The organism is Paraprevotella sp., from assembly GCF_986071375.1.
Genome location: NZ_CFQRNQ010000020.1, coordinates 37,088 through 52,875 on the forward strand (window position 1 = coordinate 37,088; position 15,788 = coordinate 52,875).

At 50.1% G+C, this 15,788-nt stretch carries 11 protein-coding genes; 9 read left to right on the plus strand and 2 right to left on the minus strand.

The window, feature by feature from the left end; translation table 11 throughout:
• Positions 1–58 precede the first annotated feature (58 nt).
• The gene (carB, locus tag AC5RDV_RS10760) at positions 59–3,283 is read left to right on the plus strand and encodes a carbamoyl-phosphate synthase (glutamine-hydrolyzing) large subunit (protein ID WP_130893168.1); all 3,225 of its coding nucleotides are present in this window, start codon (positions 59–61) and stop codon (positions 3,281–3,283) included.
• A 61-nt stretch (positions 3,284–3,344) separates the two neighbouring features.
• On the opposite strand, the gene AC5RDV_RS10765 is transcribed toward carB, so the two are convergent.
• The gene (locus AC5RDV_RS10765; protein WP_282746820.1) at positions 3,345–4,226 is read right to left on the minus strand and encodes a hypothetical protein; all 882 of its coding nucleotides are present in this window, start codon (positions 4,224–4,226) and stop codon (positions 3,345–3,347) included.
• Positions 4,227–4,415: 189 nt separating this feature from the next.
• Here AC5RDV_RS10765 and AC5RDV_RS10770 point away from each other — a divergent pair, with 189 nt between their 5' ends.
• Genes AC5RDV_RS10770 through AC5RDV_RS10780 form a run of 3 tightly spaced genes read left to right on the plus strand, consistent with a single transcriptional unit; the run spans position 4,416 to position 7,718 of the window.
• Positions 4,416–5,792 (plus strand): DUF5690 family protein, encoded by a 1,377-nt coding sequence (locus tag AC5RDV_RS10770; protein ID WP_282746818.1) that lies wholly within the window; start codon positions 4,416–4,418, stop codon positions 5,790–5,792.
• A 24-nt stretch (positions 5,793–5,816) separates the two neighbouring features.
• Positions 5,817–6,605, plus strand: a complete 789-nt coding sequence (phnX, locus tag AC5RDV_RS10775) for a phosphonoacetaldehyde hydrolase (protein ID WP_282746817.1) — start codon at positions 5,817–5,819, stop codon at positions 6,603–6,605.
• Positions 6,606–6,626: 21 nt separating this feature from the next.
• On the plus strand, positions 6,627–7,718 hold the full coding sequence (locus tag AC5RDV_RS10780; RefSeq protein WP_282746816.1) for a 2-aminoethylphosphonate--pyruvate transaminase: 1,092 nt from the start codon (positions 6,627–6,629) through the stop codon (positions 7,716–7,718).
• 112 nt (positions 7,719–7,830) lie between these two features.
• On the opposite strand, the gene AC5RDV_RS10785 is transcribed toward AC5RDV_RS10780, so the two are convergent.
• Positions 7,831–8,595: a YaaA family protein gene (locus AC5RDV_RS10785; protein ID WP_130893164.1), complete on the minus strand. Its 765-nt coding sequence runs from the start codon at positions 8,593–8,595 to the stop codon at positions 7,831–7,833.
• 390 nt (positions 8,596–8,985) lie between these two features.
• On the opposite strand from AC5RDV_RS10785, the gene AC5RDV_RS10790 reads away from it, so the two are divergent.
• The 5 genes from AC5RDV_RS10790 to AC5RDV_RS10810 all read left to right on the plus strand — a co-directional run bounded on the left by AC5RDV_RS10790 (position 8,986) and on the right by AC5RDV_RS10810 (position 15,782).
• Positions 8,986–9,168 carry a hypothetical protein gene (locus AC5RDV_RS10790; RefSeq protein WP_172604659.1) on the plus strand — a complete coding sequence of 61 codons (183 nt, stop codon included), beginning with the start codon at positions 8,986–8,988 and terminating at the stop codon, positions 9,166–9,168.
• Between the two features lie 444 nt (positions 9,169–9,612).
• Entirely contained in the window at positions 9,613–10,668 is a 1,056-nt protein-coding gene (locus AC5RDV_RS10795) for a hypothetical protein (RefSeq protein ID WP_232038347.1), read from the plus strand.
• Positions 10,669–10,686: 18 nt separating this feature from the next.
• A complete protein-coding gene (locus AC5RDV_RS10800; protein ID WP_282746813.1) occupies positions 10,687–12,174 on the plus strand; it encodes a hypothetical protein in 1,488 nt (495 codons plus the stop codon).
• 132 nt (positions 12,175–12,306) lie between these two features.
• Positions 12,307–12,858 carry an HDIG domain-containing metalloprotein gene (locus AC5RDV_RS10805; protein WP_282746811.1) on the plus strand — a complete coding sequence of 184 codons (552 nt, stop codon included), beginning with the start codon at positions 12,307–12,309 and terminating at the stop codon, positions 12,856–12,858.
• Positions 12,859–12,962: 104 nt separating this feature from the next.
• Positions 12,963–15,782, plus strand: coding sequence for a putative LPS assembly protein LptD (locus AC5RDV_RS10810; RefSeq protein WP_282746852.1), 2,820 nt, complete (start codon positions 12,963–12,965; stop codon positions 15,780–15,782).
• The last annotated feature ends 6 nt before the right edge of the window (positions 15,783–15,788 follow it).

Consider the following 15,788-nt stretch of genomic DNA (forward strand, 5'->3'; position numbering starts at 1 on the left):
GTAAAGCAGGGCTTCTGAAAGCGTGTGATTGTAAAACAACTATAATTCTGAAAAGAGGATGAAGAAACAATTCAAAAAGGTCTTGGTTTTGGGTTCCGGAGCGTTGAAAATCGGTCAGGCCGGTGAATTCGATTATTCCGGTTCGCAGGCACTGAAAGCATTGCGCGAAGAAGGTGTCCGTTCTGTGTTGGTTAACCCTAACATCGCTACCATTCAAACTTCCGAAGGAATTGCCGATGAGGTCTATTTCTTGCCGGTCACTCCTTATTTTGTGACGGAAATCATTAAAAAAGAACGTCCCGACGGCATTTTGCTGGCATTCGGAGGCCAGACGGCGTTGAACTGTGGAACGGAACTGTACCGTAACGGAGTGCTGGAGGAATACGGCGTAGAAGTGTTGGGGACTTCAGTGGAAGCCATCATGTACACGGAAGACCGTGACCTTTTCGTGAAGAAACTCGACGAAATCCCGATGAAGACTCCTGTCAGCAAGGCTGTAGAGAATATGGAAGACGCCTTGGCCGCAGCACGTGAGATCGGTTACCCGGTCATGATTCGTTCGGCTTACGCATTAGGTGGTTTGGGTAGCGGCATCTGTCCGGACGAGGAACGTTTCATCGAATTGGCCGGCAGTGCTTTTACCTTCGCACCGCAGGTCTTGGTGGAAGAATCCTTGAAAGGTTGGAAAGAAATCGAGTTCGAGGTCATCCGCGATGCGAACGACCATTGTTTCACCGTAGCCAGTATGGAAAACTTCGACCCGTTGGGCATCCATACGGGCGAGTCCATCGTAGTGGCACCGACTTGTTCGCTGACGGAAGAACAAGTGACGATGTTGCAGGATTTGTCTAAGAAATGTATCCGCCATTTAGGCATCGTAGGCGAATGCAACATCCAATATGCTTTCAATGCCGAGACGAACGATTACCGTGTCATCGAAGTAAATGCCCGCTTGAGCCGTTCTTCGGCGTTGGCTTCCAAGGCCACCGGTTATCCGTTGGCCTTTGTGGCGGCCAAGATTGCCTTGGGATATACGTTGGACCAGATAGGCGAGATGGGCACGCCCAACTCAGCATACGTGGCTCCTTCGTTGGACTACCTGATTTGCAAGATACCACGTTGGGACTTGACGAAATTCGAGGGCGTGTCGCGTCACATCGGTTCGAGCATGAAATCAGTAGGCGAAATCATGTCCATCGGCCGCTCGTTCGAAGAGATTATCCAAAAAGGTTTGCGTATGATAGGCCAGGGGATGCACGGTTTTGTGGGCAATGACCACGTGCATTTCGACCAACTGGACGAAGAACTTTCCAACCCGACGGATTTGCGTATTTTTGCCATGGCACAAGCTTTGGAAGAAGGGTATACCATACAGCGTATTTATGAATTGACGAAGATAGACCCGTGGTTCATCGGCAAGTTGAAGAACATTGTCGATATGAAAAAAGAACTGGAGGGACATGATACGTTGGAGTCCGTTACTCCTGAGTTATTGCGTGAGGCCAAGCGGTTGGGCTTCTCCGATTTCCAGATTGCACGTTTCGTACTTAAATCGAAAGGTACCAACATGGAGAAGGAGAACCTGCAGGTGCGCCAGTACCGTAAGCAACTGGGCATCTTACCGGCTGTGAAGCGCATCAACACGGTGGCATCCGAACATCCGGAACTGACGAACTACCTCTACATGACATACGGCACGGATGGCTACGATGTCAATTATTACAAGAATGACAAGTCAGTCATCGTGTTGGGTTCCGGCGCTTACCGTATCGGTTCTTCCGTGGAATTCGACTGGTGTTCCGTCAACGCGGTACAGACCGCACGCAAGTTGGGCTACAAGTCCATCATGATCAATTATAATCCCGAGACGGTTTCGACGGACTACGACATGTGCGACCGTCTCTACTTCGACGAGTTGTCTTTCGAGCGTGTGCTCGACGTGATCGACTTGGAGCAACCGGGCGGTGTCATCGTGTCCGTGGGCGGACAGATACCGAACAACTTGGCCATGAAACTCCATCGCCAGTCGGTACACATCCTGGGCACGTCCCCTGTGTCTATCGACCGTGCGGAGAACCGCAACAAGTTCTCGGCCATGCTCGACCGCCTCGGCATCGACCAACCGGCTTGGCAGGAGCTGACTAGCTTGGACGACATGAAGGCTTTCATCGACAAGGTGGGTTATCCCGTATTGGTTCGTCCGTCGTACGTGCTTTCCGGTGCGGCCATGAACGTATGCCACAATGAGGAACAGTTGACCCGTTTCTTGGAAATGGCCCGTGAAGTGTCGAAAGAATACCCGGTAGTGGTGTCCCAATTCATGCAGGAGACGAAAGAAGTGGAGTTCGATGCCGTGGCACAGAACGGGGAAGTGGTGGAATACGCCATCTCGGAACATATCGAATATGCCGGTGTGCATTCGGGCGACGCCACATTGGTGTTCCCGGCCCAGCACTTGTATTTTTCGACCATGCGTGCCATCAAGAAAATCAGTAGCCGCATTGCCCGTGAGCTGAACATTTCCGGTCCTTTCAATATCCAGTATTTGGCTAAGGGGAACCAAATCAAGGTCATCGAATGCAACCTCCGTGCGTCCCGCAGTTTCCCCTTCGTGTCGAAGGTGTTGAAGCGCAACTTCATCGAGACCGCCACACGTATCATGTTGGATGCACCGTACGACCGTCCCGACAAGTCGGTGTTCGACATCGACCGTATCGGCGTGAAAGCTTCGCAGTTCTCGTTCGCCCGTTTGCAGAATGCCGACCCCGTGTTGGGCGTGGACATGTCTTCCACCGGAGAAGTCGGTTGTTTGGGGGACGATTTCAATGAGGCTTTGCTGAATGCCTTGATTGCTACGGGCTACAGTGTGCCGAAGAAGGCGGTGATGCTTTCGTCCGGCGCGGTACAGTCCAAGGTAGACCTTTTGGAACCTAGCCGCATGTTGGCCGCCAAGGGATATGACATCTATGCCACGGAGGGCACGGCCCGTTTCTTGAATGACAACGGCGTGAAAGCGATAGCCGTGCACTGGCCCGACGAGCATACGGCTGCCGAGAACAACGTGTTGACGATGATAGCCCAACATAAGTTCGATTTGATTGTCAATATCCCTAAGGATCAGACCAAGCGTGAACTGACGAACGGTTACCGTATCCGTCGCGACGCCATCGACCACAACATACCGTTGATGACGAATGCCCGTTTGGCCAAGGCGTTCATCGAGGCGTTCTGCCAGATGGATATGGAACAGATCCAGATAAAGAGTTGGCAGGAGTATAAATAAGATATAAGATAGAAGAAGCCGCGCTTTTGTCCGTCGGAGGCAGAAGCGCGGCTTTTGTTTTTCAGAGTTCCAGCATCTTTTTTTCCCGTTCCAAGTCTTGGGTATCCAATGACGGGGACGGGACGGTACTGGTCTTGATGAAATCTCCCGGTTGACACGTATAATTATAATAAGGTAGGAGGTCGTCCGGTATTTGTTCTTTGGGAATGATTTCGCCTTTCAGCGCCAAGAAATCGTCCATGTCCGTGCTGTCGGAATGCTTGACGAAGAGAATCCGGCGTGCAATCGGGTTACGGTTGTAGTCGAGACAGAGGTAAAGCCCCTTCAGCATTTTGGGAAAGTCATACATGGGGAGTTGCAGGTAGATGGTAAAAAGAGCCAGTTCCGGGCTCTCACGTTCGTTGAACAGGATGTAGGAACTCGTGTGATTGTTGAATAGCCCCACGCCGGAATGGGTGGTATTGTAGGCACTCATGTGCACCACCCGTACGTATTCGTTGTTTTCGGAAGCCGTGATGAGGTAAGGCTCCACTTTCAGGGCATCGGCAGCCGACGAGAGACTGTAGCTGATATAAATGCCGCTGTAATTATAGGCTTCCTGCGCGGAAACCTGCGATTCTCTGGCCATCATGTCCCAAAAAGGGCTTTTTCTCTTTTCTCCGCCTTGTGGCGGTTCCAGTTCAAAAAGCCTTTCTTTCATGTCTTCCAGATTCCCGAGCAGCCGTTTCTTGGATACGTTGTTCACTTGCGAGAGGGCATAGTCCAAAGCTTCTTCCTCGGCAATGCCTTTCTTTACTTCGCCGATAAAGGTCGGCAGTACGCTGGAGTAGAGCGAAGAGAGCACACTGGCCGCCATTTGCGTATGGTCGGCGATTTCTTTCATCTTCACTCCGTTGTTTCTTAAGTATTCTATGCGTTTGTAAATTTCAAAAAGTTCGTTCATTATACCTTTTATATTGTATTACCGACTGCAAAGTAAATACATTCATGTTATAGTTCCGTTGCATGAATGTTTCATTAATGTTACATAACAATTCGTTGATTTCATGAAAGTTATTAATAATAGAATTTCATTTTTCCGTTTAGGAATACATGATAACTTTGCCGTCGAAAACCAAGAAACGATAGAAAAATGGAGATTATGGAATTGAAGGCAAATCAGAAAAAGACTCTCTCGGATGTGTTGTTCATCTTGTGGGCAGGTGGTGCGGCTTTGTTGTCTTATTCATTGGTATATGCACTTCGCAAGCCTTTCACGGCAGCCACGTTCGACGGGATTGACTTTTTCGGAATGGACTATAAGACGGCCACGAGCATCGTGCAGATTGCGGGTTATTTCCTCTCCAAACTCATCGGAATCAAGGTGATTTCGGAGATGAAAAAAGAGAACAGGCTGAAGTTCATTATCGTCTCTGTGGCTGTGGCCGAATTGTCTTTGGTGTTGTTCGGAGCGTTGCCCCGTCCTTATAATGTCTTTGCCCTGTTCTTCAACGGGTTGTCGTTGGGTTGCATGTGGGGAGTGATATTCAGCTTCTTGGAAGGCCGGAGGGTGACGGACTTATTGGCCAGCCTGATGGGTTTGAGTATCGCCATCAGTTCCGGTACGGCCAAGTCGTTGGGGCTTTTCGTGATGGACGGGCTTCATGTCAGCGAATTCTGGATGCCCGCGTTCATCGGTGCGTTCGCTTTCCCGTTGCTTTCCTTGTTGGGATGGGCGATGACCCGGCTTCCGCATCCTACGAAGGCCGACATGGAATTGCGCACGGAGCGTGTGGCTCTCGACCGCAAGGGACGTTCGGCCCTATTCAAGAGCTTCATGCCCGTGTTGTTGATGCTCTTCTTTGCCAACCTGTTCATTACCGTGTTGCAAGACCTTAAAGAAGACTTCCTCGTGAAAATCATCGATGTGAAGGCGGCAGGGTTGTCTTCGTGGGCTTTTGCCCAAATCGACGCTACGGTCACTTTGGTGATTCTCGTACTGTTCGCGGCCATGTCGATGGTGAAGAGCAACGTCAAGGTTCTCTGCCTTTTGTTGGCCTTGGTTACTTGCGGCTGTGCCGTGTTGAGCAGTGTGGCCTTCCATTACGAGGCTTGGAATTTGCCCGTCACGCTTTGGCTTTTCCTGCAGAGCCTGTGCCTCTATACCGTCTATTTGAGTTTCCAGACTCTCTTCTTCGAGCGTTTCATCGCTTGTTTCAGGATAAAAGGCAACGTGGGTTTCTTCATTATTACGTTGGATTTCATCGGTTATATGGGTACGGTGTTGGTTCTGGTGTTCAAGGAATGTTTCAATCCCGATGTCGACTGGTTGCAATTTTATAACTTTGCGTGCAGTTATGTGGGCATCATTTGCAGTGTGTCCTTTGCCTGCTCTGCGGCTTACATCGTATGGCGTTACCGCCGGGAACGCCACCGTGGCCCGAAGAATTTCGTCTATGCTCCCTCTGCGCCGTTCCCTTGCGAGGGCGAGGAGTATGCCCTTTCCCCGGAAGTGATTAAAAACAGATAAACCATTTAGTTCAAACATAGAAACATGAAAAAAATTGAGTGCATCATTTTAGATTGGGCCGGTACGGCTGTGGATTACGGTTGCTTTGCCCCCGTGGCGGCTTTCATCGAGAGTTTCAACGAGATCGGCGTGCCGGTGACGGCTGCGGAGACCCGTGCTTACATGGGGCTAACCAAGATTGAGGAAATCCGTGCCCTGTTCAACATCGACCGGGTCAAGGCTGCATTCCGCGAGAAGTACGGTCGCGACTACACCGATGAGGACGTGCAGGCCCGTTACGAGGCTTTTCAGCGCGTGTTGTTTGATACCTTGGAGAATTATTCCGAACCGATACCCGGCGTGGTGGATACCGTAGAGGCATTGCGCAGGGCCGATATCAAGATAGCTTCCACCACCGGATATACCAACAAGATGATGGACATCGTGATTCCGGCGGCGGAAAAGGCCGGTTACAAAGTGGACAACTGCGTGACTTCGGACCATCTGCCTGCCGGACGTCCTTATCCTTATATGGTCTACCGGAATATGATAGATTTGGCCGTACCGTCGGTGGATTGCGTGTTGAAGTACGGAGATACGATAGCTGACATCAAAGAAGGAGTGAACGCCAAAGTGTGGACCGTGGGTGTGGTCATGGGAAGCAACGAACTGGCCCTCACGCAGGAGGAAGTGGCTGCCATGTCGGCCGATGAATTGGACGCACGCAAGGCCGAAGTGCGCCGCCGCATGTTGGAAGCCGGTGCCCACTATGTGGTGGACGACATTACGGAACTTCCGGCAGTAATCGAGACTATAAACCAAAAAATGAATTAATACATTAAAAAAAACAAGAATATGAGACCTTATCTTTTGTTGACGCCTGGTCCGTTGACCACTTCAGAAACCGTAAAAGAAGCCATGCTGAGTGACTGGTGCACTTGGGATGAAGATTATAACGTGGGAATCGTGGAAGAAATCCGGAAATCGCTAGTGGAGATGGCCACGAAACATCCGGAAGAGTACACTTCCGTGCTGATGCAGGGTAGCGGTACCTATTGTGTGGAAGCCGTGTTGGGCAGTGCCCTCAAGCCGGGTGACAAGCTGCTTATCTTCAGCAACGGTGCTTACGGCAACCGCATGGGAGTCATTGCCGACCGCCACGGCATTGCCTACGACATGGTGGCTTTCGAGGAGACCATGCAGGTAGACCCCGAAGTGGTGGAGAAGAACCTGTCGCGCCACGGCGATGTGACCCACGTGGCTTTCGTGCACTGCGAGACGACTACGGGTATCCTGAACCCGCTGCCCGATTTGGCCCGTGTGGTCAAGGCGCATGGCAAGAAACTGATTGTGGATGCGATGAGCAGTTTCGGCGGTGTGCCTTTGGATGTGCAGGAACTCGGCATCGATTTCCTCATCAGCAGTGCGAACAAATGTATCCAGGGCGTGCCCGGTTTCGGCTTTATCATCGCCCGCCGCAGTGAACTGAAGGCTTGCAAGGGCGTGTCGCGTTCTTTGTCGCTCGACATCTACGACCAGTGGGAGACGATGGAAAAAGGTCATGGCAAGTGGCGTTTCACCTCGCCTACCCACGTGGTACGCGCCTTCAAGGAAGCCATGGAAGAGCTGAAGGTCGAAGGGGGAGTGGCAGCCCGTTACGCCCGTTACTGCAAGAACCACGAAGTATTGGTAAAGGGCATGGAGTCGCTCGGCTTCAAGGCATTGTTGCCGGCAGCCGTGCAGTCGCCGGTCATCACTTCGTTCCTTTATCCTGAGAAGGACTTCGACTTCAAGGCTTTCTATGCCGAGTTGAAAGCGAAAGGCTTCGTGATATATCCGGGCAAGATTTCCCAGGCCGACACTTTCCGCATCGGGAACATCGGCGACGTATATCCTGAAGATTTCGAGCGTCTGGTTGAGGCCGTGAAGGCTTGCCGTGAGGCTTGATCTCGATAAAATGTGTTGATAAGTGCGCCCGTCGGACAGGATTCCGGCGGGCGTGTTCTTTATGGCCTCGTGAAGGGTGGAACGGGCTTTGCCGGGAGATGCGGGCACATGGTTATGTTCCGGGCGTGAAAACCCAATGGTCGTCGTGGCTTTCATGGGGATTGAAACGGTAGCCTTCCCATTCGAAGGTTTTCAAATCTTCGGGATTTTCAATACGGTTCTTCAGGATGAAACGGGTCATTTCGCCCCGGCACATCTTGGCATAGACCACTACGGTGGACAACCGTCCGCCTTTGTAAGTATAAAAATCCGGGGTAACCACCCGCACTTCCCGGGTGACGCGTGTCCAGTCGAACAAGTTTTTCATTTCCGCACTGGCCAGGTTCACCAATATGCCTCCTTGTTGCCGTATGGTCGAAATGAAAGTGTCCGTCAGTCGTGCGCGCCAATAGGCGAACAGTGTGTGGCCTTCTTCCGGCAGCTTTACGTGCCCTTCCAACCGGTAGTTCCGGATGCGGTCGGCCGGTCGCAACAACCCGTAGAGAAACGAGGTGATGAACAGGTGGCTTTGGGCGTATGTCCAGTCTTCCGTCGTGAAATCTTGTGGCGCGATGTGCTTGAACACCATTCCCGTGTAGGCAGATAAGGCCGGAAGTCCGATTGTCCCTTCATCATGGAACGCACGGAATTGCAGGCCGGTGCGTGCCGCGATTTGAGGATTGACATGTAGCATGCCGGCCAGCTCCCCGGCTGTGAATTCCGTCATGGACAAAGCGATGTGGCGTGCCTCTTCGATGAACAGGGGAGAGGAGGCCGGGGGAAGAACCGTCGGCGTTTTTTCCGTCATCGTTTTGGCGCAAGAGATGAATGTGAGCATTTCCAGAGGGGATTTATGGGTTATGTTGAAATCATTTTGATGGCAAAATTAGGTAAAAATGAATCTTTTTGCTACTTAATTAGTGTTTTTTAGACTTTTAGCTCTGCATGAAAAGGAGCAAATAGGATGGATTTCGGCAGAAAAATGCCATTCTTTCCACTTGATTGCGGTAAAATGTCCGCAGAAAATATGATTTTTATGTGCCGAAATAAAAATCGTTCGGCTGAAAGCGAAAAACGAATCTCAGCCGATTGAATGTGAAAATTCGTAAAAACGATATTTTCGAGGGTTGTAGGAAGGGAAAAGCTGGCCAGAAACGGACTTTTTGTCTCTATTTGGGCGTTTCGGATGTGCAAGCATGGGTTGACAAAGTGCCGCACGGGATGCTTTATGGCTTACAGCCCGACGGGTTTCTTGCCGGAGGAGGAGGGGGATGTCTGCCGTTTTGTCGCTTTTTCCGCGAAAAGCTGTCTTTTGGGTTATGGCATGAGTCGCGAGATTCGCGTGTTTGTGTTTGCTGCGCGGTGGACACCGGAATATGGAAACCGCGAGTGGACACGGTGGACAAAATGACAAAAAGTAAGTTCCCCATTTCCCTTTTTGGAAGCTTGCAGAAAAAGTTCCGGTTTTTCTTTTGTGGTGTTCAAATAAATTTCATATCTTTGTATCAAGTCCCGTAGTGTCGGGATGGTAGAATAGAAGAGAGCGTCTTTTTGGAAATTACTTTGTCGCAATAGAAAATCCCCAAATTCTAAATGAGAACGCAAAGTGATACAACAGATGCTCACGCTTCATGTATATACCCGTGCTTGCATTCCCTGTTTCGTCGGGGGATGTGGGTACGTATATCCATAAGCGTGAGGCTGTTGTTTGGCTGTTTGCGTTTTCACCGGAATGGGGATTCCGCTATTGTGGCAAGCAGTCCGGCAAGCAGCCTCACGCTCCTCTTTAAATCTTGGTAATAAATGTAAACAGTCCGGTGGATGGCTGACGGACGCAATAAAAAAGATGGAGAATATGAAGAAATTTTTTCTCTTGATGATGGCTTGCGGCGCGGCTCTTTGGGGACGTGCGCAGCAAGGGACGGATGTCCTCATGGCAACCCTTCAACACGGGGATGAGGTGAGTGTGTATTACGGTAAAACGGCCTTGGAGGAAGCTTACACGGCTGCTGCGGACAGCGGGGACGTGGTGACGTTGAGTGCGGGGGTGTTTTCTTTTTCTAATCATGAATTTCAAAAATCATTGTCTGTTGTAGGGAATGGTTTTGTGTCAGACATGGAGAACGGGATATATCCTACAATTATTGAAGATGGTCTTTATTTTAAACCTCGGGATGTAGTGGATGATGACGGTGAAATGGTGAAGGAAGGTGTAAAAGTTGATGGAATCCGATTAGAAGGTCTTAAGCTTTCTTATGTATTATTTCAAAGCTCAGGTGTGATTCGGGATTTTCAGATTGTGAAATGTCAGTTAAGCGGCTCTGAACGTCCTCTTCTTTTTGAATCCAGTACGGAGAACTTTGTTTTACGGCAAAGTGTCTGTGATGGTGTGCAATTCGGCGCAGGTAATGGGTGCAACCATCAAAATTTTTATGTTTGTGGCAGTTATGTCGCGGTTATAGATTTTCCTAAAGAGTATTGTACCGTAAATGTTGACCATTCATTGATAAATTCTTTGTATCAAAATGAATTGGTTGGGCTTTCATTAGGCAATAGTATCGTGAAGGCATCTAATATTTCGAGTGGCGTAGTGGCTAATAATTGTGTTTTTATAGATAATACTCCGTACAATCTAATAGGTGCGGGTAATTGGGTGAATTGCAAGCTCGCCGGAATCTTCGAGGAAAGCATGAACGACATGGCATGGGACGGCGTGAAGACATTCAAGCTGAAATATCCCGAAGAGTACGTAGGGACGGACGGCATGCAGGTCGGACTTTACGGTGGTCCTTATCCCTACAACCCTACGCCTTCCATACCCCAAATCAAAGAAAGCCATATCGACACGACTGTGGCCGCCGACGGCAAGCTGAAAGTGAGCGTGACGATAGAGGCACAAACCGAAGACTAACGGGAAATGGAAGTGCGTATGAAAATCTATCATTGGTTACTTCCCGCCCTTTCGCTTTTCCCTGCTTCCGCTGCCGCACAGATGGCCGGTTATGAATACTGGACAGACGGGAACGACACACAGCGTACGTACGTGGAGCAGACACAAGGAAGCGTGGGGATAGAGATAGATGTGGAGGATTTGCGTCCGGGCATACACCGTTTCCATTTCCGTGCATGCGACGCTCAGGGGCGTTGGAGCAGTCCGTTTTGCCGTTATTTCCTTCGTTTGGGAAAAGCGTATGACGGTACCGGCATGGCCACATGCGAACATGCCATAGACGGTGGCGAATGGGCGGAGGCCGCTTTGGTCGACGGCCGTCTCGATTTGGAGCTTCCCGTATCAGGCTTGGTGCCGGGCGTGCACCGTCTTATGCTCCGTTTTGCCGACGAAGCAGGACGTTGGACAGGGATAATGACCCGTAATTTTGTACGTCTCGGGCCGGATTATTCTTCCAATACCCTGCGGAGCTATGAGTGCTGGATAGACGGCGATTATGCCGCACGGGTGGAAGGCACGGCCGAAGGAGGCATGGTGGAACTGGAGTTTCCCACGTCGGATTTGTCCTACGGGCTTCATCGCGTGTCATTTCGTAGCCGGGATGAGGCGGGGCGTTGGAGTGCGCCGTTCTCCCGTTATTTTGTGAAGGCAGAACCTTCTTTGGCCGACAACCGTATAGAAGCCTATGAATATTGGTTCAACAACGGAAAAACCACACGGGTGGAAGTCACCCCTGCCAATCCTTTTGCGGCGGATGATATCTGGCTGGACGTAGAGGGCGTTGTGCCGCATGAGATCCCGGAGGATTACACGGTGGATTGGGAAACATGTACTGCCTATTGCCCGGACGACGTGGTATTCGCCATGCGTTTCGGCGATACCTCCGGACGTTGGACGGAGGCGCGTACCGATACGTTTGCCTATGACGTTCCGGTGGCATTGGATTTCCGCTCCTTGGTTTACGGTGATTCGGCCATGGTCGTGCAGCCCGGTGTTGGCCGGATTTATGCTTACGAAGTCACGGCGCAGGCCGGTGACTCGTTGGTCTGGGGAGCGAATGCCCCTTGCCGGATGGACATCTATGGCGAAAACGGGACACGGCTTTACCGTTTAGGCCAGTCCGTAGGCGCGATGGAGCAGAAGATGGAGGCGGAAACCAACGGGAAACTGTATGCGTTGGCTTACGGCGCATGTGTGGACACCTTGTCTTTGTGGTGCCATAAATTGGTGCCGACCCGTATCTCATGGGTAGAGTCCGGCGTCAAAGTCTTGGTGTCGGAAGGGCATATCCGTGTGGCGCAGGCCGAAGGATGGGATTGTTCGGTTTACCATACGCAAGGATATGTGGTAGAGCGGCGCAAGGGGGTGAAGGTCTCTGAAGATTTCATCCTTCCGCGAGGAATCTATGTGGTTTGCCTGACGTCGAAAGACGGTAATACATATAAGAAAAAAGTAATCGTTCCGTAAACGATTGGCGTTAAGGTGGGTGGACCTGGGCAAGAGTGTTCCGGGTCCGCCTTTATGTATTTTAAGGATAGTTCTTAGGAAAACACTGTTTTTTATCGTACTTTTGTGGCGATCAATCCGAGCTGAAATAAAATGGATGCAATAGCCTTGATAGATAAATATTATGCTGATACCCCCCGTTTGAGGGAACTTCTATGGATTCATAGCCGCCAGGTGGCCGACCGTTGCCTGAAAATTGCAGTACTCCATCCGGAGTTGGGTTTGGATAAGGCATTCTTGGAGGAGGCTGCTTTGTTACATGACATCGGCATTTTGCACACCCATGCTCCCGGTATTTTATGTACGGGAGACGCACTTTATATTTGCCACGGTTATCTCGGGGCGGAGATGCTGCGTGCGGAAGGGTTTCCGCGTCACGCCAGGGTGTGCGAGCGTCATACCGGTGCGGGGCTTTCGCGCGAAGAAATTGCAGCGCAGGGTTTGCCTATACCTGTGCAGGATTATTATCCGGAGACTTTGGAGGAACAGCTCATCTGTTATGCGGATAAATTTTATTCCAAATCCCATCCCGACGGGGAAAAAACACCGGAACAAGCGTTGAAGAGTGTGAGCAAGTATGGCGAGGACGGGGCACGGCGTTTTAGGCATTGGATGGAACTTTTTACGGAAAATCTCGGGCATTAAGCGGATTTTATGTAATTTTGCATCCGCTTACTGGTTTAGAACAAGACTGAATTCGGTTGAAAACAAAAATAGCTATATTCCTTTTGGTGGGTAGTTCATTCTGTATGTTGGCGCAAGGCGGATTGAACGAAGGGCTTTCGTCTTCTTACGTTGAGATAGGAAGAGGGATGTCCGATAGCTTGGTAAAAAATAGTGGAACTGCGGATTCTTTACTAAAAGATACGGTACTCTCCGGTTTGCGTGAGTTGGCGGCGGACAGTGCCGGGCATCTTCCTGACAGTGTCAGGGGAAAGGTTGCCATTCCGGATAGCATCGGGGCAGCGATCACAGACAGCTTACAGGCTGATTCGGTGGCGGAAGATACCGCCAAAGTGAGCAAGTCGGTGCTCGACCAACCTGTGGAATATACGGCATCCGATTCGGTGACCTTCGAGGCCGGACTGGGAAATGCCAACCTGTATGGTAACAGTAAAGTAAATTATACCAATCTGGAGTTGCAGGCCGATTGGATTACGATGAACATGGACAGCAGCATCGTTCATGCCGTAGGACGTCCCGACTCCACGGGAAAAGTGCAGAACCAACCGGTATTCAAGCAAGGAAGCGACCAGTATGAGCCGGAACGTATCAGTTACAATTTCAAGACCCGCAAGGCATTTATTGATAACGTCTACACGAAGCAGGGGGATGGGTTCATGATTAGTGAAGAGTCAAAACGCGATGCTGAGGGCGTGACATACATCCGTCATGGCAAATACACGACATGCAGCGCGAAACATCCTCATTTTTATTTGGCATTGACACGTGCCAAGATGCGTCCGGGGAAGAATGTCATATTCGGTCCTGCCTATTTGGTGGTGGAGGATGTACCTTTGCCGTTAGCCATTCCTTACGGTTTCTTTCCCTTCAGTAAGAAGTATTCTTCCGGGTTCATCATGCCCACGTTCGGTGACGAAAGTATCCGTGGTTTCTATTTGCGTGATGGTGGGTATTATTTTGCCATCAGCGATATGATAGACCTGAAACTTATCGGAGAGATTTATACCAAGGGGTCGTGGGGATTGAGTACGCAATCCAATTACCGTAAGCGTTACCGCTTCAATGGTAATTTCTTCCTGAGCTACCAAAATACGGTGGAAGGAGAGAAAAACATGCCGGATTATTCGAAGTCCACTAGCTTCAAGATTCAATGGACGCATCGTCAGGACGCCAAGGCTAATCCTTCACAAAGTTTCTCTGCCAGTGTGAATTTTGCAACCTCTAACTACGAGCGTAACAATCTGACGAGCATGTACAATCCGGAGAACTACACGCAGAGTACGCGTACGTCGAGTGTGGCTTATTCCAAGACTTTCGAGCGGATAGGGTTGACGCTTTCCAGTTCTTTCAACTTGTCGCAAAGCATCCAGGACTCTTCCCTGTCGATGACTTTGCCGAGCCTTGATATTACTTTGGCGCGTTTCTATCCTTTCAAGCGCAAGAAGGCTGCGGGGAAAGAAAAGTGGTACGAAAAGATTGCTTTAAGCTATACCGGAAGCTTGAGCAACAGCATAGATACGAAAGAAGACTTGTTGTTCAAGTCCAATCTGATTAAAGACTGGCGTAACGGTATGCGTCATAACGTGCCCATCAGTGCGACGTTCAGTTTGTTCAACTATATCAATATCACGCCGGAATTCAGGTTTACCGACCGTATGTACACGCATAAGGTCATGAAAGGATGGGATGAAGAAAACCAACGGGAAGTGAACGACACGATTTGGGGATTCCAGAACGTGTATAATTATGATATGAGCGTATCGGCCACGACCAAACTCTACGGTTTTTACACGCCTTTGTTCGGTAAGAAGATACAGACCATCCGCCATGTCTTCACGCCGACCGTAAGCTTTAATTATGCACCGGATTTCGGTACGTCCCGTTACGGTTATTATGCGTCGTACGTGAAGACGGATAAAGACGGCAATGTATCTACGGTGAGTTATTCTCCTTACAGCGGTAGCCTCTATGGTGTGCCGGGGCGGGGGAAGACCGGAAGCGTGTCGATGGACATATCCAATAACATAGAGATGAAGGTTCGTACGAAGAACGATTCGGTACGGAAAGTCAGCCTTATTGACGAACTGGGAGCGAACCTGAGCTACAACATGGCGGCCGAACGTCAACCGTGGAGTGATTTGTCGATGAGGGTGCGTATCAAGACACCTTGGAACTATACGTTCAGCATGAATGCCCAGTTTGCCACTTATGCATACGAGTTCGACGAAAACGGTAATGTGCGTGTGGGTGACCGTACGGAATGGTCGTACGGGCGTTTTGGACGTTTCCAAGGCATGTCGCAGAACTTGTCTTATACGTTCAACAACGAGACGTTCAGAAAACTTTTCGGATGGGGAAAAGGCCGGGCGGAGTCCGTGGAAGGGACAGATGGCGAGACGGACGAGGAGGAAGCGGGCGACACGAACATAGATCCCGACCGTAAGAAATCGGAGCGGGCCGGAGCCAAAAAGGAGCCTCAGAAGGCCGAGGTGGACGAAGACGGATATTTGAAATTCCAGTTGCCTTGGTCCTTTACCGTATCATACGGTGTGACGATGTCGGAGAATACAAGCGGACGCATTAAGGTAAAGAAGATGCGCTACCCTTATAAGCTGACCCATACGCTGAACTTTTCGGGTAACATCCGTATTTCGGACGGATGGAATCTGACTTATTCCTCGGGATATGACTTCAACTATCACCGTTTGTCCATGACAACGGCTTCAATATCACGTGATTTGCACTGTTTCTCCATGTCGGCTAGCGTGGTGTTGAGTCCTTATACTTCCTATAATTTCACATTCTCAGCCAATGCTTCGGAGTTGGCTGATGTGCTGAAATGGAAAAAACAAAGCAGTTACAGTTCAAATATTGAGTGGTACTGATGTGTG

Bases quoted from the DNA above. Each gene is read 5' to 3' on its own strand.
- carB (WP_130893168.1), top strand. From the start codon at position 59: ATGAAGAAACAATTCAAAAAGGTCTTGGTTTTGGGTTCCGGAGCGTTG.
- AC5RDV_RS10765 (WP_282746820.1), bottom strand. From the start codon at position 4,226: ATGAACGAACTTTTTGAAATTTACAAACGCATAGAATACTTAAGAAAC.
- AC5RDV_RS10770 (WP_282746818.1), top strand. From the start codon at position 4,416: ATGGAGATTATGGAATTGAAGGCAAATCAGAAAAAGACTCTCTCGGAT.
- phnX (WP_282746817.1), top strand. From the start codon at position 5,817: ATGAAAAAAATTGAGTGCATCATTTTAGATTGGGCCGGTACGGCTGTG.
- AC5RDV_RS10780 (WP_282746816.1), top strand. From the start codon at position 6,627: ATGAGACCTTATCTTTTGTTGACGCCTGGTCCGTTGACCACTTCAGAA.
- AC5RDV_RS10785 (WP_130893164.1), bottom strand. From the start codon at position 8,595: ATGCTCACATTCATCTCTTGCGCCAAAACGATGACGGAAAAAACGCCG.
- AC5RDV_RS10790 (WP_172604659.1), top strand. From the start codon at position 8,986: ATGGCTTACAGCCCGACGGGTTTCTTGCCGGAGGAGGAGGGGGATGTC.
- AC5RDV_RS10795 (WP_232038347.1), top strand. From the start codon at position 9,613: ATGAAGAAATTTTTTCTCTTGATGATGGCTTGCGGCGCGGCTCTTTGG.
- AC5RDV_RS10800 (WP_282746813.1), top strand. From the start codon at position 10,687: ATGAAAATCTATCATTGGTTACTTCCCGCCCTTTCGCTTTTCCCTGCT.
- AC5RDV_RS10805 (WP_282746811.1), top strand. From the start codon at position 12,307: ATGGATGCAATAGCCTTGATAGATAAATATTATGCTGATACCCCCCGT.
- AC5RDV_RS10810 (WP_282746852.1), top strand. From the start codon at position 12,963: ATGTTGGCGCAAGGCGGATTGAACGAAGGGCTTTCGTCTTCTTACGTT.